This is a genomic window from Bifidobacterium sp. LH_512 (assembly GCF_056356435.1).
Window position 1 is genome coordinate 723,078 of the sequence record NZ_JBKEUE010000001.1, and the last position, 22,636, is coordinate 745,713.

The 22,636-nt window shown below is 55.0% G+C and carries 22 protein-coding genes and 1 pseudogene; 11 read left to right on the forward strand and 12 right to left on the reverse strand.

The window, feature by feature from the left end; translation table 11 throughout:
• Window position 1 precedes the first annotated feature (1 nt).
• From AC1AWD_RS03195 to AC1AWD_RS03205, 3 genes are read left to right on the forward strand one after another with little or no spacing between them, the layout of a single operon-like run.
• Window positions 2-832: a DUF881 domain-containing protein gene (locus AC1AWD_RS03195; RefSeq protein ID WP_476563643.1), complete on the forward strand. Its 831-nt coding sequence runs from the start codon at window positions 2-4 to the stop codon at window positions 830-832.
• Window positions 833-837: 5 nt separating this feature from the next.
• Complete coding sequence (locus AC1AWD_RS03200) at window positions 838-1,275, forward strand: FHA domain-containing protein (protein WP_476563645.1); 438 nt, start codon at window positions 838-840, stop codon at window positions 1,273-1,275.
• A 44-nt stretch (window positions 1,276-1,319) separates the two neighbouring features.
• Window positions 1,320-1,745 (forward strand): hypothetical protein, encoded by a 426-nt coding sequence (locus AC1AWD_RS03205; RefSeq protein WP_476563647.1) that lies wholly within the window; start codon window positions 1,320-1,322, stop codon window positions 1,743-1,745.
• A 32-nt stretch (window positions 1,746-1,777) separates the two neighbouring features.
• On the opposite strand, the gene AC1AWD_RS03210 is transcribed toward AC1AWD_RS03205, so the two are convergent.
• The 8 genes from AC1AWD_RS03210 to AC1AWD_RS03245 all read right to left on the reverse strand — a co-directional run bounded on the left by AC1AWD_RS03210 (window position 1,778) and on the right by AC1AWD_RS03245 (window position 13,329).
• The gene (locus tag AC1AWD_RS03210; RefSeq protein ID WP_476563649.1) at window positions 1,778-3,625 is read right to left on the reverse strand and encodes a DUF262 domain-containing protein; all 1,848 of its coding nucleotides are present in this window, start codon (window positions 3,623-3,625) and stop codon (window positions 1,778-1,780) included.
• Between the two features lie 128 nt (window positions 3,626-3,753).
• Complete coding sequence (locus tag AC1AWD_RS03215; protein WP_476563651.1) at window positions 3,754-4,470, reverse strand: HAD hydrolase-like protein; 717 nt, start codon at window positions 4,468-4,470, stop codon at window positions 3,754-3,756.
• 101 nt (window positions 4,471-4,571) lie between these two features.
• Complete coding sequence (locus tag AC1AWD_RS03220; RefSeq protein ID WP_476563653.1) at window positions 4,572-4,919, reverse strand: RNA polymerase-binding protein RbpA; 348 nt, start codon at window positions 4,917-4,919, stop codon at window positions 4,572-4,574.
• 91 nt (window positions 4,920-5,010) lie between these two features.
• Entirely contained in the window at window positions 5,011-7,602 is a 2,592-nt protein-coding gene (locus AC1AWD_RS03225) for a DEAD/DEAH box helicase (protein ID WP_476563655.1), read from the reverse strand.
• 23 nt (window positions 7,603-7,625) lie between these two features.
• Window positions 7,626-7,943, reverse strand: a complete 318-nt coding sequence (locus AC1AWD_RS03230; protein WP_476563656.1) for a hypothetical protein — start codon at window positions 7,941-7,943, stop codon at window positions 7,626-7,628.
• Window positions 7,944-7,954: 11 nt separating this feature from the next.
• Complete coding sequence (locus tag AC1AWD_RS03235; RefSeq protein ID WP_476563658.1) at window positions 7,955-9,871, reverse strand: helix-turn-helix transcriptional regulator; 1,917 nt, start codon at window positions 9,869-9,871, stop codon at window positions 7,955-7,957.
• 137 nt (window positions 9,872-10,008) lie between these two features.
• On the reverse strand, window positions 10,009-11,403 hold the full coding sequence (locus AC1AWD_RS03240; protein ID WP_476564565.1) for a UTP--glucose-1-phosphate uridylyltransferase: 1,395 nt from the start codon (window positions 11,401-11,403) through the stop codon (window positions 10,009-10,011).
• A gap of 768 nt (window positions 11,404-12,171) precedes the next feature.
• Complete coding sequence (locus AC1AWD_RS03245) at window positions 12,172-13,329, reverse strand: hypothetical protein (RefSeq protein WP_476563660.1); 1,158 nt, start codon at window positions 13,327-13,329, stop codon at window positions 12,172-12,174.
• Window positions 13,330-13,692: 363 nt separating this feature from the next.
• Between AC1AWD_RS03245 and AC1AWD_RS03250 the strand changes: the two genes are divergently transcribed.
• The 6 genes and pseudogenes from AC1AWD_RS03250 (at window position 13,693) to AC1AWD_RS03275 (ending at window position 16,287) form a co-directional block, all read left to right on the forward strand.
• Entirely contained in the window at window positions 13,693-13,992 is a 300-nt protein-coding gene (locus AC1AWD_RS03250) for a hypothetical protein (protein WP_476563662.1), read from the forward strand.
• A gap of 184 nt (window positions 13,993-14,176) precedes the next feature.
• Window positions 14,177-14,365, forward strand: coding sequence for a type II toxin-antitoxin system RelB/DinJ family antitoxin (locus tag AC1AWD_RS03255; RefSeq protein WP_217739923.1), 189 nt, complete (start codon window positions 14,177-14,179; stop codon window positions 14,363-14,365).
• Entirely contained in the window at window positions 14,365-14,847 is a 483-nt protein-coding gene (locus tag AC1AWD_RS03260) for a hypothetical protein (protein WP_476563664.1), read from the forward strand. Before AC1AWD_RS03255 ends, AC1AWD_RS03260 begins: the two co-directional genes overlap by 1 nt.
• Window positions 14,848-15,008: 161 nt before the next feature.
• Window positions 15,009-15,917: a hypothetical protein gene (locus tag AC1AWD_RS03265; RefSeq protein ID WP_476563666.1), complete on the forward strand. Its 909-nt coding sequence runs from the start codon at window positions 15,009-15,011 to the stop codon at window positions 15,915-15,917.
• Between the two features lie 100 nt (window positions 15,918-16,017).
• Window positions 16,018-16,101 (forward strand): annotated as a pseudogene (locus tag AC1AWD_RS03270) (DNA methyltransferase); the annotation flags it as partial.
• A 60-nt stretch (window positions 16,102-16,161) separates the two neighbouring features.
• Window positions 16,162-16,287: a hypothetical protein gene (locus tag AC1AWD_RS03275; protein ID WP_476564648.1), complete on the forward strand. Its 126-nt coding sequence runs from the start codon at window positions 16,162-16,164 to the stop codon at window positions 16,285-16,287.
• A 204-nt stretch (window positions 16,288-16,491) separates the two neighbouring features.
• Here the strand turns inward: AC1AWD_RS03275 and AC1AWD_RS03280 are convergent, their stop codons facing one another.
• The 4 genes from AC1AWD_RS03280 to AC1AWD_RS03295 form a co-directional block, all read right to left on the reverse strand.
• On the reverse strand, window positions 16,492-16,899 hold the full coding sequence (locus tag AC1AWD_RS03280) for a hypothetical protein (protein ID WP_476563668.1): 408 nt from the start codon (window positions 16,897-16,899) through the stop codon (window positions 16,492-16,494).
• Window positions 16,900-17,048: 149 nt separating this feature from the next.
• On the reverse strand, window positions 17,049-17,474 hold the full coding sequence (locus AC1AWD_RS03285) for a Panacea domain-containing protein (protein WP_476563670.1): 426 nt from the start codon (window positions 17,472-17,474) through the stop codon (window positions 17,049-17,051).
• A 373-nt stretch (window positions 17,475-17,847) separates the two neighbouring features.
• Window positions 17,848-18,258, reverse strand: coding sequence for a hypothetical protein (locus AC1AWD_RS03290; RefSeq protein WP_476563672.1), 411 nt, complete (start codon window positions 18,256-18,258; stop codon window positions 17,848-17,850).
• 143 nt (window positions 18,259-18,401) lie between these two features.
• The gene (locus tag AC1AWD_RS03295; RefSeq protein ID WP_476563673.1) at window positions 18,402-20,930 is read right to left on the reverse strand and encodes a bifunctional DNA primase/polymerase; all 2,529 of its coding nucleotides are present in this window, start codon (window positions 20,928-20,930) and stop codon (window positions 18,402-18,404) included.
• A gap of 140 nt (window positions 20,931-21,070) precedes the next feature.
• Here AC1AWD_RS03295 and AC1AWD_RS03300 point away from each other — a divergent pair, with 140 nt between their 5' ends.
• Complete coding sequence (locus tag AC1AWD_RS03300; RefSeq protein ID WP_476563675.1) at window positions 21,071-21,991, forward strand: helix-turn-helix domain-containing protein; 921 nt, start codon at window positions 21,071-21,073, stop codon at window positions 21,989-21,991.
• Window positions 21,992-22,294: 303 nt separating this feature from the next.
• Window positions 22,295-22,615, forward strand: coding sequence for a hypothetical protein (locus AC1AWD_RS03305; protein ID WP_476563677.1), 321 nt, complete (start codon window positions 22,295-22,297; stop codon window positions 22,613-22,615).
• Window positions 22,616-22,636 lie beyond the last annotated feature (21 nt).

Here is a 22,636-nt window from a genome sequence, read left to right on the forward strand (position 1 = left end):
GATGATTGACAAGAATGGTCACAAGTCTGATGTGTTGAGTCGGATGCATCGGCAGCATGCGAATGATAAGGCGAATGACCGGACTGAAACTGGCTCGTTTCCGATTATTCGCAAGAAGCCGAAGCGCAATGTCGCTTTGGATGCGAAAGCCGCGCGAACACGTCTTTATTCAAGCATTCTGGTGGTTGTGCTGTGCTCGTTGTTGGGATACGGCTATGTGATTCAGCTGAATAATACGGATCAGACGTATGAGTCGATGAGTGAGGAGGAGCTTATTCGTCTGATCAACGAAACCAATTCTCAAGTGCAGAAGCTTGAGCAGCGTAGGGATGAATTGAACAATCAGCTTGAATCGTTGAAGGATACGGCTGATAAGAATGCGCAGGCTCAGGAGATCGCCCGTCAGAATGAGGAGACGAGTGGCTTGCTGTCTGGTCGACTGCCTGCTGTAGGCAAGGGCATTACGGTCCGTATTTCGCAGGGCGAGAATCAGGATGTTGACGCTTCGGTGTTGTTCACGCTGATTGAGGAGCTTCGCAATGCCGGTGCCGAAGTGATTCAGATCAATGATATTCGTGTGGTGACCAGCACGTATATCAGTGATGTGAAGAACGGACTTGAATGTGACGGCCAGGAATTGGATGCGCCGTTTGTCGTGAAGGCGATCGGCGATCCCGATAATCTGCAGAATGCGATTAATCTTGCCGGGGGAGTAGGCTCCCGGTTGAAAGTGAAGTATGGTTCTTCGGTGAATGTCAATACGTCGGATGAGGTCGTTATTGACAAGATTCGTGAAGTTCCGCAATATCAGTACGCGAAGACGGTAGAATGACCTTTATGACTGATCCGATTCCAAGTGCAGGCGAGACGACCATTATCGGTCTTCCCGCCATTACTGTTCCGATTACATCCACTGGCGACCGCCCGTTGACGCAAGGCGATTTGGATACGATTGCGCGTCTTTCGGAGGGTACTGCGTTGCTGATTTCCACGCGTGGCGCGGTGACGGGTTCGCGGTATCTGTTGGACGAGGATGAAATCACGGTCGGTCGTGATCCGCGTGCCGACATTCTGCTTGATGATTCCACGGTGTCGCGTTCCCATGCTGTTTTCCGTCGTGTCGATGGTGTGTATCATGTGGTTGACGCCGGCAGCCTGAATGGCACGTATGTCAATCGTCAACGTGTTGATCAGGCGCAGTTGAAGAACGGCGATGAAATCATGATCGGTAAATTCCGTCTGGTGTTTTTCACCAAGTCCGCCGTCGTCGCGTAATACGAATTGCATTGAGCGAAATATTCAGTTCGATTATTTGATATATGCCGCCGATGACATCATCGGCGGCATTGCAATATGTGGGGGAGTCCTACGCTGTGAAAGATATGCTGCCGATTCTGCTGTGGTCTTGCGCGGCTGTGCCGCCTGTCCTGATTTGTTTGATGTGCGCCGTCAACGCGCATTATATCGGTGGTCGCCGCAGCAATCCCGTAAAACCTGTGGCTTGGTCGATTTTTGTGCTGCACATTCTGTCGTTGCTGTTTGCCATGACGCCGTTCATCGCATATAAGACACTTGCCGATGATATGACTGACGGTATGCGCACATGGTATGCGCAATTTGGTTGGCCTGCAGGCATCACCATGATTCTGCTGATCGCCGCAGAACTGCTCATGATGTACCTGCAAGCCAAACGCGCCGCCGATAGCGAAATGAATCAGGTCCTGCATCGCCATGCTCAGAATTGAAGTAGACGATAGCAGAGGTCTGACTCATATATTTATTTGCTAAAAATAAACTCAGTTATCCTGTTGCTTGCCCCTTCAGTCGCTGTCAAAATATCTTCTTTCGTCCAATAAGGTTTTGACTCGTTTTTATATTTTTCAACAAGGGTCTGTGCAATCGGATAATTGCTATCTACATATCCTGTTTTGTCAGTAAGCGTCGTTGATATCTTTGTTCTAAACCACTCATTGCCAATAGAACGATTGATTCTTTTTTCAAGGAGTATTTTATTGCCAATAGCATCTACAATGCTTGAAAATTCATCCTCTCCTATGCCAGCGTCTTTGCGTATTTCTTGAAGATCCTTTCCGCTAGATGGCATGATATGTTCAATATCACAAGAAGAAGTTATATTAAATGAAATATTATTTTCTTTAGCAACTAAATATTCATTTAAATAAACAAGAGAGTTTTCTTTTGAATAGCTAATGTATTCTTTAATGTTTTGTTTATTCCAATTATTGTTTATATGATCAAAGAAGTCTTCTCTTATTTCATTAAACGTGATGGAAGTGTCGACTAATTTTATTTCTTCGTGGAAAAGGAAAGTCTTAAAGTTTTTGCTTGAATAGCCGGCGTCAATCAACTCAAGAATAGTGAACAACTTTAAGAAACTTTCAAAAAGCGGCTTAGCTATTTCTTCGGTGATATCATTTTCATCGAATCGATAAAGATAGCTTGCCAAGAATAATTTACAATTCTCATTAAATTTAAACATCACTTGAGCTATAGGATATTCTACAATTTTTTTCCAAATTTTAGCTAGATTAACCATTCCTTCGCATAATTCAATTGGATTATTTTCCAATAGATCTTTATTAATATCAGTAAAATATCGTCTTAGTCCCGGGACTGTAACGTTGATGGAATCTGTGTTGTTGCTGTATAGAATATCCTTATTTTTGGCCCTTTCATAATACATTTGTTGCATGAGGATGGAGTCAACATTTTTAATCTCATCAACTTCATCAACAACTGTGTTGAGCTCTTTCCAAAGAGTGGTAAACTTTTCGAGTTTGTCTTGTTTTCTCGCTGATGCATACAGTCTTGCAGATATGATATCCGAATCGTATAGTGGCATTCCGTCTGAATTCAACGAATTGAACATCGTGATTGCTTGTTCAACGTTCCAACTTTTAATTTCAATAACTTCGCAGCTATCAATAAAAGTTTTCGTGAAAGTATTTACTTCAGATTCGGATAGATCTTTACATTTATTGCAAAAATGTTTAAAATTTCTAAAGAAATTTGTGTATTTATTGTCGTTTTGTTTTCTTGGTATTCTGATTATGTTACGTTCAGCTTCGGCAAAGTCGACAGCTTTCAAAATAGCAATTAAATCAGAGCTATACTTCTCGTTGATGGAATGATTGTCAATTAAATTTACTGTTTTATATATTTCTTTATCTTTATTTGGATCGGGGCTGTCTTCAACATCTTCTGCATCTACTTGATAGAGGATGCTCATTATTCTTCTTCTACGTTCATGCAAAGCTCTACGCAGAGTTGCAGAATCCGCGTCACTAGAAAAATTGCTGATTGCAGTATTGATTCTGAAAAGCAAAGCTTTTAAGAGCAGGAGAAAAGTGGTGGTGCGCTGTTGACCGTCGATAAGACTGTATTTTGTATCGTTGTCTTGGCAATTAAGAATAATAGTACCGAAGAAATAACTATCTTTATCATCATTATCTATATAATCCGCAACGTCTTGCCATAATTTATCACAATTATCAATATTCCATGAATATGCTCTTTGATATTCAGGGATATTGAAAGCTGTACCTTTTTTTAACTTAAGATATTCACCTATCTTCACAAGGTTCGGGTCGATTTGTTTTGCCATAATGTTCCTCCGTGACATCGTTGTCTGTTGTTGGACTAGCAAACATATTTTATGCCGACTTGTGCTGGGGATGTCGGCAAAACGTAGGCGACGTTATGCCAGAAATAAAATTTCTGACATAACGTACATTATCGGTTGAAATACTCGGCCACCGCTTCCGCCAATTCATCCACGTTTTCGATGATTGTATACGCGCCGTGTTCCGCCAGTTCTCCGTCTTCGGCGTAACCCCATCCACATCCGAGGCAGTCAAGTCCGCATGCGATGGCGCCGTCGACGTCGGTCCAACGGTCGCCGACCATGAGCGCTTTGTCGCCATTGTCGGCGTTGTATCCGATATGGTCGAATGCGTATCGGATGACTTGGTCTTTGTCGAGACGTGAATTGTCTTCGCTGGCGCCATAGACACCGTCGATCATGTCGGTGATGTGGAAATGTTTGCAGACGACGTCAGCTTGGTATTCGGGCTTGCACGTTGCGACGTAGAGCTTGTATCCGGCTTCGCGCAGTATCGCGAGTTGTTCCGGAATGCCGTCGTAGACGCTGTTGTACAGTCGGCCTGGCACTTTGTTGCCGGGATTGTTCGGATCGTCGAATATGGCTTGGTTGGTGTAGTAATCACGGTAGATTGCGATGGCGCGTTCGAGTTGGTTTTCGGGAACGTTGTTGCGACGTAAGGATTCGATGATTGCCGGTCCGATGAATCGGTGGAGTTCAACGTCGCTTGGCACGGTATATCCGAGTTCTTCGAAGGTTTTGACGACACATGCGATGATGCCTGGATCGGATTTGGTGAGTGTGCCGTCGAGGTCGAGCAGGACGATTTTCTGCGGTTGGTCGGCCATAATGTGGTGTTTCTCCCCTTGTTTTTGTGATTGTTGCAAAATACAATTATGCCCGGTTTTATTGACCGGGCACATGGTGTTACGTATTGTTTGACGAGGGTTCACTCGTAGTCGGGAATCCAGCCGTCACGGTGCATTTGCAGTCGCTTTTCGAGCAGAGCCTGCAGTTCTTCTTCGGTGCGGCGTTCAAGCAGCATGTCCCAGTGCGTACGGGTCGGTTTGCTGATTTCGTCGGCTTCGCCGTCGTTGCCGCCTTCACGATGTGCGGTGGATCCGCAGCGGCATTCCCATTCGTTGGGGACTTCGGCGCCCTCTGCAAATGGCAGGATGGTGCGGTGTCCTTTTGGACAGACATATGCGACGTCGTTGCGTGCCGCGAAGTCGACGTTGTCGTCGGATTCGAGTGATTTCGCGCCGATGCTCATGCCTCTCAGGCTGCGTTCTGCCATGTTGCTTTGCCTCCTTTGATTGCTGCTCGTTCTACGCTACAGAACAGTTCGGACGAGCGGTTTATTCCCTTGTGATTACGCGTTTCGCCGCTTATTCGATGCCTGAATAGGCTACAATCCCGCGATTGACGCCTTCTGCGGCTTGACGTGCGGTTTCGGCGAGTCGTTCGTGGCCTTTTCCCAGATATGGTCCGGCGACGGCGATTTGTTGGAGCACGTCGGAGAGTCGTTTGGTGCTGCGTACGAAGTCTCCGCCGGTGAGTTCGGTGTCGTCGAGTATTCGGGACAGTGTCTCGCCGGCTGCCCAATCGTAGATGATGTCGGCGATGCCGAAGTCGAGTTGCGGCAGTTCGCTGAGCATATTGTCTTCGCACAATACCGATACTTGGCCGTGGATACGTCGCATGTCCAATGCGGTCATGGACACCGTGCCGTAGAGTCCGCCTGGATAACGACGCGGCTCCCCCGAGCCTCCTCGTCTGGATTCGTATACCAGCGACGACAGCACTGCAGCAAGCTGTGGCGCCGTCAGATTGTCGAGTATGCCACTGACGATGACCTGCGCCAACACGAGATCCTGCTCGCTGTAGAGTCGGCGCAGCAGCTGTCCGCGTTCGGTCAGACGGTAGTCGATTCGATCATTATTGGTGCGTCTGGTGAGATATCCCAATGTTTCCAATGTGCTGCAGATACGGTCGAATTGTCGTGCTACCGAGCCTGTACGTGATTCGAAACGATGCTGTACACGCTGTAATTCGCGGGCTTCTCGAGCCCAGCGATGCCCCCATTTGAGGTGTTCTTTCAAATCCGGGCAACGGCGGCATGGGTGGTTGCGATCGTCTTCACGTAATGCGGCGATGCGCTTGTCCAGCTCGCGGAAGGCGCGGGAACGTTCTTCCGCGGTGTTGAACGGCTCATGCTTGAGCTTGCGGCGTTCGTTTTTCTCCAAATCGCTCAACGTCATGCGAATACGCATGAAGTCCTTGAAATCACCATGATCGCATGCGAAGGCCGCTTCGTATCCAGTCAGTGCCTTTTCCAAGGTTTTCATTTGTTCTTCGAGCTGCCATGCGGATTCGTTGGCTTCCCACTGCGCGAAGGAATGGTCGAGCGTGATTCGCGCGGTTTCGTAATCGCTGGCATTGAGCAGATTCACCGCCATGTTGAATGTCGGCTTGAAACTGGAATGCAGCGGATAGACGCGTTTGCTGGACAACGATGCGGCGGTTGCCGGCAGGAATCCGCGATGGTCCACGACGACAGCATGTCCGATGGTGTCGATGCTGCGGCGCCCTGCACGGCCGGTCAGCTGGGTGAACTCCCCCGGTGTCAATGCGACGTGCCCGGTACCGTCGAATTTTTCGAGTTTCTCGACGACGACGCAACGTGCGGGCATATTAATGCCCAGAGCGAGCGTTTCAGTGGCGAACACCACTTTGACCAAGCCTTCTTCGAACAATCGTTCGACGATTTGGCGGAAGAGTGCAATCATGCCGGCATGGTGTGCGGCGAAGCCTTCTTCAAGCGCGAATCGAAATTGCGAGAAATGCAGCGCTTTAAGGTCTTCTCGGCTGAGTTGCCCTTCGATCATTTCATCGATGATGCAACGGATGCGCTGTGCTTCGTTGTCAGTGGTCAATCGCAGTCCGGCGTTGATGCACTGATCGACGGCCTGATCGCAGCCGTTGCGGGAGAAGATGAAGAAAATGCCTGGCAGCATGTCGAGATAGTCAAGCTCGTCGACTACCGCCCATCGGCGTGGAATATGTCGTTCCGGACGGCGTTTGAAGTCGCGACGTTCTTTGCCGCGGCCCTGATATCGACCGGAATGATGATTCGCGGATTGGCGTTTGGCGGCTCTTCTGTCCAATTGGTCGATTCGGCTGATCAGACCGGCATTGATTTTCGTGGTCTGCTCCCCCATATCGTTGCGTCGATACAGGTCAATCAATTCCGGCTCGGTGCTGTCGTCCGACTGGACCATCACATGCTGTTCCAACGGCACGGGACGTTTTTCGCACACCACCAGTGTGGTGTCTCCGCGCACTGAGGAGATCCAACTGGAGAAATCTTCGACATTGGAAACAGTGGCGGAAAGGCCGATGATTTTCACGCTTTTCGGCAGATGGATAATGACTTCCTCCCATACCGGTCCGCGGAATTTGTCGGCAAGATAATGCACTTCGTCGAGCACGACGTAGCGCAACGCATTCAACGTCACCGAATGCTCATACAGCATGTTGCGCAAGACTTCCGTGGTCATCACCACGATATCCGCTTCGGAATTGATGGAGATGTCTCCGGTGAGCAGGCCGACTCGATCGGGACCGTATATGTCGATCAAATCGTGATATTTCTGATTGCTTAGCGCTTTGATAGGTGTCGTATAAAAGGCCTTGACATTACGCTCTTGTGCAAGGAAGACTGCGAAATCTGCGATAACGGTTTTACCTGCGCCGGTGGGGGCGGCGACAAGCACATTGTTACCGCCCTCCAATGCTTCGTTCGCTTCGATTTGGAAATCGTCCAATTCGAACGGCAGGGATTTCGCGAATCGTGCGGCTGCGCTCAGGCTGCGTTTTTGAGTATCACGGAATGCCGCATATCGTTGCGATGGAGATAATGACGTTTCGCTCGCCACGCCGTTTGTTTGTTGTTTGTTGTGATGATGGTGACGGGTCATTAATCCTGCTTTGTTGAAATCATTCAGTCATTGTAATGCGACCATCGTGCCCAGATGCGGGCATGACGTTCACGCTTGTCGGCACGACGCTCATATCGGCGGGTTTGCGCCTGCTCATAGCGTTGTGCGACTTCGCTAAGTGGCACGGTGAAGGAAACGGCGTGCTCATCTCCCTGCGGCGTGGTGTTTTCCGACAATGCCGCCATATGGTCGCTTATCGCCATACCGGTTTCCATAGCGACTTTACCGGCGCGAATCGCATGCACGATTACGTATACCGTGCCGGCGATAATCATGGACAGCATGAACAATGCGAGTATCAGCCATATCCACCAAGACATACCGGATCCCCTTAACACGCCTCGTCGCGCTGGCCGACGCTGAGCTCATGCTGGGCGCGGGCGACGATCATCGTGCGCAACGTTTCCGGGGCGACGGCGGTGATATGGCGTGCATGTGCGATGCAGAAGGCCACGAACCAGGAATCGGAGGAGACGATTAGATGAACTTTCTCACCTTCTCCGTATGGTTCGACGGAAGCCCCGGGCAGGCGGTCGATGAAAGACAGACCAGTCTGATCGGTGATGAACACCGCGGCGGTGCCGTTGTCGAAATTCCACTGTCGCAGTTCCGAAACGGGTACGTCCGGAATGTCGACATGGCATGTCGGTGTGACCAGTTCGGCCCTTTCGATGCGCGCGATACGCAAGGTCTGCCAGATGCGTGGTTTACCGTTGGCTTTGTTGATGGTCATGTCTTTCCGGACCAAGTCGAGTTTGTCTTCCGGCGCGGCGTCGGCGACATCCGTCCAAACGGCTGTATAGTACACGCCTTCATCCACGAAAATTTTGGCCGGTGCGACGAGCTTGCGATGCGTTCTGCCGGCACCATCCGTGTATTCCATGTCCAGCAGGGAATCGGTGGAAATCGCACGTTTGACGATGGAGAAGGCGCGTGGCTCCACCTCGAATCCGGTAAGGCTGAGCCATGGCGTGGATCCGGGTTCGACATGCTGACGCAAACGCTTATACAAAGATTCTGCCTTGATCCGTTGATCGTCAGGCAGTAGTGGCGAATGCGCCAGATAGCTTACGGAAGCCGTCAGCATACTCAAATACTGCTGGGAGATTCCGGCAAGTCGTTCCAAACCAAGCGAATTAGTAGCGGACACGATGCCTTCAGCATCCAACAGGGGCCAATCGATGTCGAAGAACTGGCTGCCGGCCATTTCGCCGTCGTCGGAAACCGTGGTCAACGTATTGATGTCCTTATGGATGACGTTGATGTACTTCTTCAGTTCCTCTTCGCTCTTCGGCTTGCCGATGAAACGTTCGGCGAGTTCAGCAAGAGAGAATTCCTCACCCAAATGCGCGGACAGGAACAGCATCAGGCGAAGACGACGATCCACTTCGCTGCCTGTCTGGAATGACGCGCCCTTCTTCTGATGGGCCTTCAGATCTTCCGGATCCGGCTCGTTGGAGGTGTCACGGCTGATGGAAGGCGCGACGACCGCCGCCGCCTGAGCGCTAGCCGATTCGTCGGCATGCTGGAATTGCGCAGCAGCGTTAAGACGTCGATTGAATGCGGCAGCCGCTTCCGGCGGACTGACGATGGATGCGCCCGGATGTTCCAGAACGAACATGGCCAAATCGTCGGAATCGGTGTAGGCCACGTTGAGATGCTCGCCGTCCACGTCAATCGTTGCTGCGAAACGACGCGAATCCACGACCTGCATCAATTCATCTGGAATGACCTGAGTGCCAAGGCCCGGAGCAATGGAATCCAATCCAAGTCCCGGAATCGGTGTCTGCGGCACTCGTGGTGCAGTACGGGACGTATGCTGCTGAATCTGCTGAGGCTGCTCGGAGGAAATGGACATCGATCGTGCCAGATAGTTGGCCGCGGCGAGAACGCCCATATCTTCCTGCGCGAACTGGAGGCGCACACGCGGTTCGTCGCCCAGCTGCAGTCGGTAGGAAGCGAAATCTTGGCCTTCGGACTTTGAAGAATACTCCGGCTGCCTTGATTCGATGGCGATGCCCATTGCGGCCAGCTTGGCGCGATCACGCTGGAACTGCTTGGCGAACGCCGCCTTTGCGGCCTGATCGGCCAGCTCTCCATACGAATCCGCATATGCCTTCACGCGTTGTGCGATTTGACGAGAAGTAAGCCATTGCGGGAACGCCGATGACAACACAGCCAAGACATCGAGCTCATGCTTGCCCCACTTGTCGGAAAAACGACGCCTTCCGTTGCTACCTTCTGCCATTAGTCCTCACGTATCGTTAACATTGTCGTTTGAGTGTGCAGCTGTTGCTGCTCTCACTCTATGATAAAGGCTTTTTGCACATTTCGGGACCGATTTTATGAAAAAATCGGTTTTTCTTTTATAAACGCCCCTGTTGTTCAGACCCAATCATCAGGTTCAACGCCTTGTGGTCCAACGTATTCGCCGTTTGGAACGTAGCTCGCTTCACCCTTGTCTTCGAGAATCGCGTCGCTATACATTGACACGTCACGTCCAAACGTCCAATCGCCGTTGACGGTCACCGATTTCGCGGCGGCCAACGACGGCACGGAATACGGGAAACGTTCATCGAAATCATGAATATTTCGATAGAAACGTGGGTCCAGATGCACATCGGGGAAAATGTAGTTGCCGTCTTCCATTTCATACTGGTCGGTCAAATGGAAGCGATCGGAACGCATAATGAACAGATCGTCTGTGGTTTTTACCGGCAGGAAACGCATACGGTCGACGCACACGCATGTTGCGCCATCGAATAGTGTAACCGCCGCGCCCATCGCGGTTTCCAATTGGATGACCTTGGCGGAATCCGGATTCGACGGATTGACGGTTTTATGATTGCGGATCACGGGCAACGGCAAAACGCCGTTATACGCCGCCAATTTTGCCCTCAGCGCATCAATACGTACCCAAATGCTGTTCGTGTTGAAATACGGATGTCTGCTGATGTCTTCCGCCGCCGCTTTGTCGTCAGGATGGACCTGGCTCATTTCCCGCAGCATCAATCGGCCCGTGGCCTTATCTCGTACGATATGACCGCCCTTACGGTCTGCGGACGTGCGCTTGGCCACCTCAATCATGAAAGGCGCGCCGGTATTCTCAAAATGCTGGGCCAGCGTGCGGGAAGGACGCGCACCGAGATTATCCGAATTGGAAATGAACAGGTATTGGATACCATGCTCCTCCAATTTATCCAACAACCCGGATTCCCAAATCGTCGCGAAAATATCGCCGTGACCAGGCGGGCACCATTCCAATTCAGGATTTTCCGGATACGATACCGGCTCCCCCGTCGCCGCAACAAGCTTCGGCTCTTGATGTTGGATGATTTCCATCGGAATATCTTCCTGACGGAATTTACGATGCTGCGTCATCACCTTCATCGTATCAGCGGAGGTACGGAAGGAATTCATCATCGTCAACGGCAATTCCACACCAAGACGAGTACGGGCGGTAAGCACCTGACCGATGATGATGTCGATGAAACGCATCGGCTTCGCCTTATGACGGCGAACAGGCAGCAGGGATTTCGCGCAATCCAGGCCCATCGACGTGCCAAGACCGCCGTTGAGCTTCAGAAAAGCGGTTTTGGCGAACGCATCCACGGCCTTGTCGTGATTGATCGTTTCGTAGACGGCATGGAAGCTGGGAACACCGGTAAGCGGCTCAACATCTTGCTCGCGAATCCAAGTGCTGTCTTCCTCGTTATGCCACACATCATAAAGACGTTCAAATTGTGCGATGGATACGTCACTCATGCCATGATCGCGCATCTTACGAGCCGAAAGCTCGAACACGTCATCACTCACTGGTATTTCCCCCAATCGGAACGCATACTTGCCCGGTGCGATAGATACGTAGACATCTTACGCGCTCTATGGGGCGAACGCCATTAATCACGGCTGATATCGGGCGAAAAAATGTCATCAGAATTATATCGGCCAATTTTTAGGGTGTGACTGGAATTCGCAGGTATGGTTACGGGACTTTTTGAAGTTACATGTTCAATAGTGAGACAAATCTGTAGAGACATCTGCGAAATTGGCCCGCTGGGCGCTTGCCAGTGAGCTGCTAAACGGAATCTGCCTACAGATTTGGCTCACTGAGCAATACAGAGCAGAAGGGCGGAAATCGTTGAATTTCCGCCCTTCTGGTCGGACCAGCGGGATTTGAACCCGCGACCCCTTGCTATAACGGGTGGTTTTTGCGCTGTTTTGCACTATCATGCGTTAACCACCTTTTTGGCTATTTTCCAACGTTTTCCAACAATTCTAACCGCGCGTAGAGACACGCTGTTTCGCGCTGTTGAGGATAGCAATGTACCCGATTTGTACCCGATTTATGAGTCAAAACGACGGAGACAAGCAACGATCGCGGCCGTCTGACGTGCCGCCATAAGCCACCATCCTTCCCTTCGCGCGCCGACCCGGTTTCAGGCCGGATGCGGGAAAGGACTATGCGGAACAAGAAAACGGGCGCGCACCCCCCCAACAGAAAGGAGCACGCACCCGATCACACAGGCCGGACCGGACCGGCATCCGTCAGTTGCTCGCACCCTGGCCGAACGCGATGCCCTCATCACGCCAGCCGTTGCCGACCGCCACATCCAACTCATGACGGCTCAACGTCCACAAATGATCATCCTGACCCTTGCTATAGCCACGATACACGGTCGCCATCGAATCATCATACCGGAACGCGACGCCCTCATACCGCCAGCCGTTCGCCACCAGATGATCACGCTCCGCAGCGGACGCGGTCAGATGATGCCGACGCGAACCACTCAGATGATACAGACGATACACCGGATAGCCTTCCGTACCGTCCTTGTCCAGCACCTGGAACGCAAGGTTCTCCCCACGCCAGCCGATCGAAACCAGATGATTGTACTCGGTCGCGTTCATCGTATACAGATGCTCACCACTGTTCGGATTATACAGACGATACAACGGCAAGGTGCCATCCCCACCCGGTTCGGACGGTTCGACCGGCTCCTGACCCTGCAGATATATGTTCCCACCGGTGAAGAAGTAGCTGCGGCTCGACATGCCATCCCTGTCGATGAAGAACACACTGCCATAGCCGTTGCCATTGCTGATTCTCGCCGTCCAACCCGACGGCAGGCCGCTGATGATGACATCCCCGTTGACCGTATAATCGGTCACATCCTGACTGAACGGCAGACGCCGGCCGGCCACCGTGAACGTGATGCCGGACAGATCACTCACATCCGCGGCAGGCTGAGACTCCTGGATGAAGTCCCAGTGCATGGTGAACTGGCCGTCAGGGCTTTGAGCGTAGTAGGCGGCGCACGAGGATGGGCAGGAATCGCCGTTAGGTAGATTATCGCCGGCCTCCATCCACACACGCCAGCCTAGATTCGTTGGGACGCCTTTAACGCCAACATGCGTATCACCCGTCGTGCCCCACGGGAAATAATAGGGTCCGGAACTTCTGTAATCGAAACCCTCGATTACATGGGCCTGATCATAATCGGGAGCGTTTGGATTCCAGTCGAACCACAGAGCCTGCGCATTTTTTAGGTCCTCAATACCGTACTGCGAGGCGTAGGTCTGTACGCCTAGATTCTCAGCCGAACCGCTGGCATCGTCCGCGTAAGCGGCCGTCGGGGCCGCGAACGTCACCGACAACGCAAACGCGACCATCACTCCGGTCGCCTTCCTCCCATTCCAAACCATGTCTTCGTCTCCTTAAATCTAATGGTCGATATTCTCCCCGATTCGGCCCCATATCCCGTCATCGGGTATGGGAAGGCCCGAACCTGTCAACCACCTGCATGCGTCCCCGAAAACCGGTACACGATTTCAGTCTATCCCCGTCACAGCGGGAACAGGCCGGGACGCGCCGAAACGATCCCCGCCGACGGATGCATGATTGCAATCCACGCGCCCCTCACGGGATTTCATGCCCATCCGACGCCTTTGAACAGCTCCCACACCTTCCGCTGCCCTTCACCCAACGGCAGGTTCCGCCTGCCTCGCCCCGCGCACCACAGGGGCACGCCCGCCTCCAAGCGCGGCCTAAGCAAGGAACAGATCTGCGTGGTGACCGGCGTATCTGATGACGGGTCTGCGTTCCTGACCATGAGCGGACGCGGACTACCGTCCAAGGACCGCGCCCTCGCCGCGTTGGACGGTAAGCTCGCGTCCGGTGCCTTCGCCGTCACCGACAAGGCCGCCGCCTATCCCGGGGCCATGGAGGCCATGGGCGTCATGCTCACCCGGACAAAGGCGGACGACCACGCCATCAACCGGGTCAACACACTCCACTCCCTCTTCCACGGTTTCCTCACCGGATTCCGAGGGGTCAGCACGAAACGGTTGGACGAGTATCCGGGATGATTCCTGTGGTGGTGCACCTACGCGCAGGACCGGGAGGACATCGTCGTCCGACAGGTCAACGTCACCCCATGCGACAACACGGTGCGCGACTGGGCGCACGTGATGCCGCCGTACATGGACCACTGGGGCATCACGGCATAGACTGTATGTACACTGTAATCGGCAAGCATGAAAGGAACCGAGCATGGCGAACACCCCGACCACCACCATGCGCCTCGACCCCGAGGTGAAAGACGAGGCGCTGAAAGTTCTTGAGCCATTAGGGCTGAACCTCACCAGCGCGGTCAACATCTTCCTCAAGGCGGTTATCAGAGAAAAAGGACTGCCATTCGAGGTCAAGGGTGAGGCGCAGCGGACACAGGCGAAGGGGTGATGATGGCAGAGAAGTCGTTCCGTGATTACGGGCACGAAGAGAGGCGGAACTACATAACGCTGTCCTCTGGCGAATTTTACCCGGACATCCTTGAGCAGGCGTGTCTGTTGTACGAGCCTGTGTTGCAGAGCTTCCGGCGGATGCTGGAGATTTCAGCGAGTTCGACGGAGTTGTTCATGAACATCGCCGCAGAGCGAAGTTCATGGATGCGCGTGCAGTTGTGCCGGGTATTCAAAAGATACGTGTCGCCGGAGACTCCCGTGGAGATGTTGAAGAAGAAAACGCAGGCGGAGCGCATCTGCCGCGATTTCGGTCGGGACTTCCGTGCAATACCGGTAGTGCAAGCGAAATTCGACTCCAGACCATTGCCTGACGAAGCGTTGTGCGCACTGCTGTGGGAATACAAGGATAGAGGCAAGAAGTTGTCCGATGGGGTGGCTGAGGCATCTAATGCCATTCGAGTTGGTATCAGTGATCTATAAAGGATGGATGATTGACGATGAGTAAGCATTCTAGAAATGATGGTCGGCAACCGGAGCAATATGCACGTTTATCGGAGTCTCCTTCGGAGGATGAGTCTGATGAGGAGTTCCGTCAGTTTCTGCTTGCTAAGGGAGACCAGAACGATCCTGCGGTCAGGGATATGTTAAAGACCATTGATAGAGACAAGTATGAACGGTCTGCGGCGAATGGTGGTCCGACTCTGGAGTATGAGAGTCATGGCTTGTTGGCGTTGACGGTTCCTCATCTGCATGGTCCGCGTCCGGGGCGTCGTGCGTTCGGAATGCGTGGCGTGGTGTTGAAGTCTTTGTGGTTCCTGTTTGTTTTTGTGGTGTCCGTGGTGGTGCAGGTAGTGTTCATGGATGTGGCGAAGGCGAATGGGTCGGGTGATTGGTGGCCGTTGGCGGCCGTCCCCAACGTCGTGGTATTCGCTCTCGTGTTCACGTCGATGGCGCTATCCCCGTTTCTCATGTTGTTGTTCGGCGGTATTTGGCCTCGACTGTGGGGTTTGTCGATTTTGTTCGGTTCCTTGGCGATGCTTGCGGCTGGTTCGTTTGTGGGTCAGGAGGTTGGTCGTAGGTGGTTGTGGGACCGGTATGTGGCGACGGGCTTGTTGAAGCCGGGGGATTTCGTGGATTGGTCGTCTGATCGTCTGCCTGCGCCTTTGGCGCAACCCGCGTCGGGTGGTTGGTGGGTGATTGGCTTGGTGGCCGGTGTACTGCTGGTGTCGGGTTCCCTGTTCCTGTACCGGGAGGATCGGCATCGTGGGTCGAACATTCTTCCTCGCTACATATCGTATGGTGGCGGCGTGGTTGGCTTGGTCGCGGCCATCGGCATCGCGTTGACCCGTCATGTGAGCGGTTTCGCGTTGGTGGCTGCCCCGTTCATCGCCTTGTTCGTCGGGCTTCTGTGGTTCCCGTTGGATTTGGCGGCTGCCTGTTTTTGTGTGGATAATCGTCGTGAGTCGTGTGGCGAGTGGCCGGCCGCGTTCTGGCTCACCGCCGAGGCGTTGTTCGTCATCGGCGTGTGTACGGCGCTGCCCATGGCGTGACGGCTGGTTGTGCGCTGGGATGGTAGTGCAAAGGAGGGTGAGTGGGGATGTCCATTCGGTTGGATGAGCGACGGTATGCCGAGGAAGCGGGGATTACGTGATGGACTGCTTCGCGGGAGGAGGTACCACGCTTGGAGCAGCTCAAGAACTGGGAAGACGGTGGATAGGAGCGGACAATAGCCCAGAAAGTCTCTCGGCTGTCATCAGGAGGTTTCGTGACGGGCTTCAGGATTACGGCGACTACGTGAGTAAGCCATTCGACCAGCCCGAACTCACATTGAAAACCGAAACAGACGATACTCGCTTCTCTCTCTTCTCCGAGCACGCGAAGACGGACGAAGCTCTGTCAATCATCAAATCAGTCGGCTAAAAATGGGGCCGGATAATGCCCCCGGCCCCATTCATATCAGCTAAGAGTCGAAATGACATGTCAATTCCGGTTTAACAGAGCCTTCCGAAACCGGATATCTGCAATGCCTGTATCCCATACTGCATACGCTGGCTCCGATCCTGGCCGTCGCGGCGCTGCTGCTTCTGCTGGCGGGACTGGCGGTTCGGCTGTGCGGGTCGACGGTCAGATGGCGTAGCAGATTCGTCCGAAAACGGAGGCATAAACGCCGCAAATCAAGATGAACACGGATCCGCCCAAAAGCTCGAACGCGTACAGCCAGCCTCTTCCCGTAACATACGGCACCCAGTCCGGAGCCGCGGACGAATGGCAAATCGCCGGAACAACCCACATGACGGCAATGACCGGCACGGCAAACAGGAGGCCGAACTCGACTGCGGGAAGCGGACGTGGAATGAAAACAAGAAACCATGTCAGCGCGTTCAATTCCGCACCGAACTCCCACCAGTCCGCCGATCGGAAGCCATCATACCGGATCAGATGAAACGCCACAAAACCCAGCGTGAACACGACGAACGCGACGGAGGCGACCGTGGGAATCATATACAGCACGTTCGCCGCCCGTTCGGACATGACGAAATCAAACGGTTGTAAGCATTCGGGCATCATGCCCCCACGCATGCGTCCGTCCGCCTCCGGCCGCCGGGAGCGGCCGTTGATCGTCGACGATAGGCCGGCCGCCTCCCGTCATCGTCGGCACGGCCACGCCGCACCATCACCGGTCAACCGTTCTCCAGCATACGCAAGGCGTTCGGCCACGACCGGTCGACCTCCGCGATGCCATCGGACAGAGTACGTCCGATGGCATCGAACACGAACATATCCGATGACTCCCTGATCGCGTCGACGGTAATCACGGCGTTCCCATGACGCCGGTACACATTCCTCCACGCGCCACCCCCACGATGGGACAGGCGCACAAGATCGAACGCCGTCAACCCCCCAATATGGGACATGACCCCATGCACAACCTCAAGCAGACGTTCCGAACGCTCATACTCCCCCGCCGTGGCGACGCGCCGGCCGCCGTACGGATGGAACCGGCGATACACGCCCGGCTCGACGGGGCCATGATCCCATGCCTCAATCGCATCGTCGAACAGCGGGATGCCGGTCTTCTTGAGGGAAAGGACCTGCGCGAAATACACAAGCTTGTTGTTTCAATCCACGCGCCCCTCACGGGACGCGACTGCGGAAAACGGACATCACCGGCCTGAATGCCGGACATTATGACGATCGGCCATCCGCCTCCAATCCCGGGTTCCGCGACCTCCCGGACTCCGACCGTCCAAGCCCATCCGCTACGGCGGCTTCGAACATTTCACATGATTCGCATGGTTCATGCCCCCACGCATGCGTCCGAACCCTTACGGGGCAGTCGTTCCACACTCCCCCCGCATTGCGGGACCATGCGGGCCGATTGCCGACGACGCTCCCGACATGCCGTCATCGCCGTCAACGGTGACGCAGGCTGCGACACGCCGGACGGCAAGGCCCTGACGCAGCATACGGTACAAGCGCCTAGCAGTACACGCCCAGTCGCCGCGCCTCGGATCGCAGCGACGCATTGATGCAGTCCCGCGTGATTTCGATTGCGCGAGGGTCGAAATCCTCACGATCGCACATCTCCATCAAGATCTGCACCGACGGTGTCATCAGATCCGGCAGCATCCGTTCCAACGCCGCAAAATACGGGCCGCAACCGACCGCTTGCATTACCGCGACTATGTGATCGGCAAATTTCCAAAACCGTCCGTCAGCCTCCGTTTGCTCCTGCGCGGACATGTCTTGGTAATCCGTAAAACGACTGGGGCATGAATAGATTACGATCCAGTCCAAACCCGTCTCAGCCATTTCGGCCAGATCAGTGTTAGACGGTGGGTCCGGCAGGGACAGGATGATGCGACGAGCGATATCATCAGGCGTGTTCATAACGGCATCCTTTCCATGCAAAATTAAGTGTCGGGCACCATCTATGCAATGGAAAGAAGGAAGCAATCGCGGCCAAACAACAGCCCCGCACGCCATCCGCGACCGGTATCAGACAGCCACGGACGACGCGCGAAGCGGGACGGTCACCTGCCCGAATACGCCTTGTCAACCGCCGACGTGATGCACATATCCGTATCCTTGGGATCATGGCCGGCCGGGACGGCGGCACGCAGACGATCCATCTCGCCGTCAAGCCACTGCCTGTCATAGCCGCGATGCGCGGCACGGCCCGCGATCCGCAACGCGGTGTCACGCAAAGCATCGTGCGTCGCGCCCGGCATCATGGGGGGAATCGGCACATGCCCGTCATCGGCCGGCACCGGGGCATGATGCGATTGCTTGCCGTCGGCGGATGCCGCAGGGGAAGGATCGTCGAAGACGGACTTGTCCTGCATGATCCAACGCGCAAGCGCCTGCGGCAGCATCGGCAGACGACGGCATCCACCATCCCCATCCTCGTCCCGGACGATCGGGGGCAGGGCGACCACGCCCGGATACTCGACCACACTGCCGTCCACGACGATCCGCGAGCCGGGGCCGACGACGTAGCTGCGCTCCCCCGTACGCAGGTCGATCTGCGACCCGTGCACGTGCGTGGCCGCCTTCACCCGCCCGACCCAATCATCCGGCATACGATAAACGAGATGCAGGCCGTGCGGGGATCGCATCACCATCGTCACCAGATCCCCGGCCGTCAATCCGGGGATGGCGGCGAGCGTGTCGATGCCGTCGGTCCCGCCATGCTTCGCGGCATCGATGTCGATGATGATCACGTGCCGGTCGGGCAATAGCCCGTACACGCCGGGGATTCTCGCGGGGTCGGCCGTGGCGAGCGGCTGACGGACACGGGAGGCCGGATCCTGCCATTTGACGGCCAACCCCTTCCCACGCCACGCGTCGGCCGGAGCGACGAGCAACGTCGCGTCGAAGCCCTCGACGGATTTGAGCAGTCCGACCTGGCCGGGGATGCCCGGCACGTCGGCCGGCGGGGGCGTCACATCGTACAGGCGCTGGCGGATCTGCGCGGCCAATCCGTCGGCTATGGACCGTTCCGCAGCCTCCTCCTCCAAACACTCCCGATTCTCCTCCTGCCAGAGTTTCGCGAAGGGGGCGAACTTGTTGCGGTCACGGATCGTGATCACCTGACACGGCTTCTTGTCACCATAGATGTTGCGACTATTCTTCGTCTGCAAGCCCATCACGGCGTACTGCTCGCTGCGCTCACGGCGGCCCACGCTGGCGATGTCCTCGCTGTTGACGGGCACACGCGGGTCGATGGGCATGCCGTCCGCATCCTGCGGGCCGGACTGCATGACCGCATCCAAGATCATGCGACCGCCCTCACTGAGCCCATCGATCAGATTATTCGTGGTGACCGGATCCGGCTCCAGGAAGGCGAACGACATCGTCCCGGCGATCAGCGCGTCGTAGATGCCGTCATCCGGGTTGCTGCCGTCACCCAGGTATCGGCTCCAGTCACGTATGGCCTCATCCGTGTTGCCGCGCCTGAAGGGGACCTGCCAGATACGACGCCGCCATTCAGGCGTCGAAGGCAACGTGATGGTATGGTTTGTGGCGATCAATATAAATGCGGTGACCGGTGACGACACCACGTTCTGTTGCAGTAGGCGCATCGACAAGGACTCGCCTGCGGACGCCTTCTTCAAGTTCTCGATCAGCCCCTGGCCGGGGTTGACGGCGTCCGAATCATACGCGAGCAAACCGGTCAGCAGGCCGCTCGTGGCCTGGTCGTTGGTCGTGGACGAGGAACGCGCCACACCCAACAAAGCCGCGAGGCTGAAGGGATTGGCGAGCTCGCCGTACATCGCGGCGATGGCGTCTATCGTACGCCCCTTGCCGTCACCGCCCTGGCCCGCGAGCACCGCGAAACCATGGGGGTAAGGCTGCGCCACCGGCGCGGCGATGATGCGTGCGAGCATCTTGACGGCCGCATCCCCGTCGAGTATCTTCGCGGCCTCCTGCTCATACCGGCCGGCACGGAACGGATCCCACTCGACATCGGGCAGGTCGAGGGCCCAGCAGCGGCCGAAATCAGGACTGGTATCGAGGACGAGGTCCGTCTGCGACAGCAGGCCGTCATAGCGACGCGCGATGCCGATATGCGCATATCTGACGCCGAGGATCAGCGTCGCCTTCGGCACGGTTTGCAGGCAGCGGCGGACGAAGGTATCGAGATCGCCCATATGCTCCGAGGCCGGGATCCCATACTCGGAGTCGACGCCCGCTATCGGACGCCAGTACATGCGTCCTTTGTTGCCACGCACGCGCCGCCAGATCTTGCCGGTCCCCTCCTGGACGGCGAGCAACGGCTCCTCGCCGCCCATGGTCACGCGCAGTTCAGCCATCAGCAGCGCTACACCGTTACTACACAGAGTCTTTCCGTCCCCGTCCCTCGGCGGGCAGATCCGCCGTCCGTCGGATCCGATGATCCTCCACGATTCGTCAAGCTCCGACGCGGCGCAGGACACCGACGCCAACAATCGCTCGTGAAGGCGTATCTTGCCCGCATAGTCTGGTACCGGTCGTGCGGGCGGCAGCGAATCGAAACACGGCAGGATGCCGTTGCCGTCCGTAACGTCATGATCAGTCATGATCACTCCCTTCAATCCGGGCGGGCCGCGTATTCGGTCCGCCGATTTTTGTTTGCGCCCGCGACCTATGCAGACCGCCTTTCATGCAGGATTCCGAAAATCGGATAAAATTGGGGTCAAAAAGCCGGATACGACGGGATATGAGTATCAAAAACGGCGGTATTCCAACGATAAAAAAATTTGGAAAAAATTTTATGACGGGGCAAAACTCGAGAAAAACACAAACCCGCAAAACGGTGTCCGGATTGGGAAGACGAATAAGGGCAACGCGGAAGCGCAAGCACTGGTCCCGACGGGAGCTGTCCGACATGACCGGCGGGCATGTGACGGCGGGGGCCATCGAGGCATGGGAGCAGGGACGACGTACAAGCATCAGCATCGGCGAGCTGCTGTTGCTGGCCAAGGCCACGCGCATGCCTCCCATCCGCCTGCTGATCGACTACAAAGCACCGGGAGACGGATATTGCGACTATCCGCCGCTACGACGATGGCGCAACAGCGATGTCGCCTACCAGTTCCTGCGACCCATAGAAAATATCGACATGCGGCGAGACCTGGGATTGCCGGGGAACCCGGAAGACATGGATTTGTCGAGTTTCGGAAGGCGTCTCGCATGCGCGCGTCACAGGACCGGTCTGATGATATTCCCAGACTCCAAGCAGGAAATCAGAAAATGGTCCGAAGGCATTGTCAAAGAGAGCGCAATCGAGTCGTGGGAGTCCGGACGGCGGACGCGCATCAGCGCGGAGGCTCTCCTCGGACTGGCCGCCGCGGTCGGCTGGCCGCCCATCTGCCTACTGGTCAATGTCTTCGAGCCCGACGGGATGTGTGACTATCCGCCATTGCAGGCGATGGCCAACCGCGACGTCATACGACTGTTTCGGGCAAAACGGTACCGACGTACGAACGCACACATAAGGGAGGACGAGCAAAGGGAGAGGGAGAGGCGAAGGAGCCTCTATGGCGATGTGGTCTTTGCCCCGGCCGTGAAGAATGCCGATGCGGTCCGACTCCGCGGAAGGCTTCGCAGGAAAGGGGACGTCAGTGTCGAACGGCAGTAGCCTGCGACAGTAGGACGACCACCGAACGGACAGGACCTACATATTCCACCGCCGACAGTGCATACTTTGTCAGCATGTCAGAAAAGCGTCATACATGATTGTGACGGCCTGACACTAGTCGGGAGTAGGGCTTACAGCATATTGTCACAAAGTCATCGACCCCTATAGTCGATATATGTTTTCATAGTCGAGGGTATAAGAGTCTGACATTTTGACAGCCCCGTACGCATCGATCCTGCCTGCATAGTCGTATGCCAAGGTCGGCGGCCGCCGGCTTGTTTCGACAGATGTAAGGAGGACGACATGCGTCGAATACCGGTCGATCAGGGAGCATTGGGAGATATGCGCTACATACAGTCAGAAACCCGTACCACGCCGGATGGTGCGATTGTGATGCGCGACGGCATACCGGTACAGCGCGTCAGCGTGCTGGTCAAGCCAAAAGGCGATAAACCGGAGGTCCTGGAGATTAACGTGCCCAGCGCCACTCCCATCGTGTTGGATGACAATGCCAAGGTGCGGATCGATGACCTGACCGCAATGCCCTGGAGCAACGACGGCAGGTCGGGGATCAGTTGGTCCGCGGCCGGGATCAACCAGATCGGAGGTGTCCCAAAGCCATAACGATACGCTGATACAGCGTCA

Bases quoted from the DNA above. Each gene is read 5' to 3' on its own strand.
- AC1AWD_RS03195 (WP_476563643.1), top strand. From the start codon at position 2: ATGATTGACAAGAATGGTCACAAGTCTGATGTGTTGAGTCGGATGCAT.
- AC1AWD_RS03200 (WP_476563645.1), top strand. From the start codon at position 838: ATGACTGATCCGATTCCAAGTGCAGGCGAGACGACCATTATCGGTCTT.
- AC1AWD_RS03205 (WP_476563647.1), top strand. From the start codon at position 1,320: ATGCCGCCGATGACATCATCGGCGGCATTGCAATATGTGGGGGAGTCC.
- AC1AWD_RS03210 (WP_476563649.1), bottom strand. From the start codon at position 3,625: ATGGCAAAACAAATCGACCCGAACCTTGTGAAGATAGGTGAATATCTT.
- AC1AWD_RS03215 (WP_476563651.1), bottom strand. From the start codon at position 4,470: ATGGCCGACCAACCGCAGAAAATCGTCCTGCTCGACCTCGACGGCACA.
- AC1AWD_RS03220 (WP_476563653.1), bottom strand. From the start codon at position 4,919: ATGGCAGAACGCAGCCTGAGAGGCATGAGCATCGGCGCGAAATCACTC.
- AC1AWD_RS03225 (WP_476563655.1), bottom strand. From the start codon at position 7,602: ATGACCCGTCACCATCATCACAACAAACAACAAACAAACGGCGTGGCG.
- AC1AWD_RS03230 (WP_476563656.1), bottom strand. From the start codon at position 7,943: ATGTCTTGGTGGATATGGCTGATACTCGCATTGTTCATGCTGTCCATG.
- AC1AWD_RS03235 (WP_476563658.1), bottom strand. From the start codon at position 9,871: ATGGCAGAAGGTAGCAACGGAAGGCGTCGTTTTTCCGACAAGTGGGGC.
- AC1AWD_RS03240 (WP_476564565.1), bottom strand. From the start codon at position 11,403: ATGCGCGATCATGGCATGAGTGACGTATCCATCGCACAATTTGAACGT.
- AC1AWD_RS03245 (WP_476563660.1), bottom strand. From the start codon at position 13,329: ATGGTTTGGAATGGGAGGAAGGCGACCGGAGTGATGGTCGCGTTTGCG.
- AC1AWD_RS03255 (WP_217739923.1), top strand. From the start codon at position 14,177: ATGGCGAACACCCCGACCACCACCATGCGCCTCGACCCCGAGGTGAAA.
- AC1AWD_RS03260 (WP_476563664.1), top strand. From the start codon at position 14,365: ATGATGGCAGAGAAGTCGTTCCGTGATTACGGGCACGAAGAGAGGCGG.
- AC1AWD_RS03265 (WP_476563666.1), top strand. From the start codon at position 15,009: ATGTTAAAGACCATTGATAGAGACAAGTATGAACGGTCTGCGGCGAAT.
- AC1AWD_RS03280 (WP_476563668.1), bottom strand. From the start codon at position 16,899: ATGTCCGAACGGGCGGCGAACGTGCTGTATATGATTCCCACGGTCGCC.
- AC1AWD_RS03290 (WP_476563672.1), bottom strand. From the start codon at position 18,258: ATGAACACGCCTGATGATATCGCTCGTCGCATCATCCTGTCCCTGCCG.
- AC1AWD_RS03295 (WP_476563673.1), bottom strand. From the start codon at position 20,930: ATGACTGATCATGACGTTACGGACGGCAACGGCATCCTGCCGTGTTTC.
- AC1AWD_RS03300 (WP_476563675.1), top strand. From the start codon at position 21,071: ATGAGTATCAAAAACGGCGGTATTCCAACGATAAAAAAATTTGGAAAA.
- AC1AWD_RS03305 (WP_476563677.1), top strand. From the start codon at position 22,295: ATGCGTCGAATACCGGTCGATCAGGGAGCATTGGGAGATATGCGCTAC.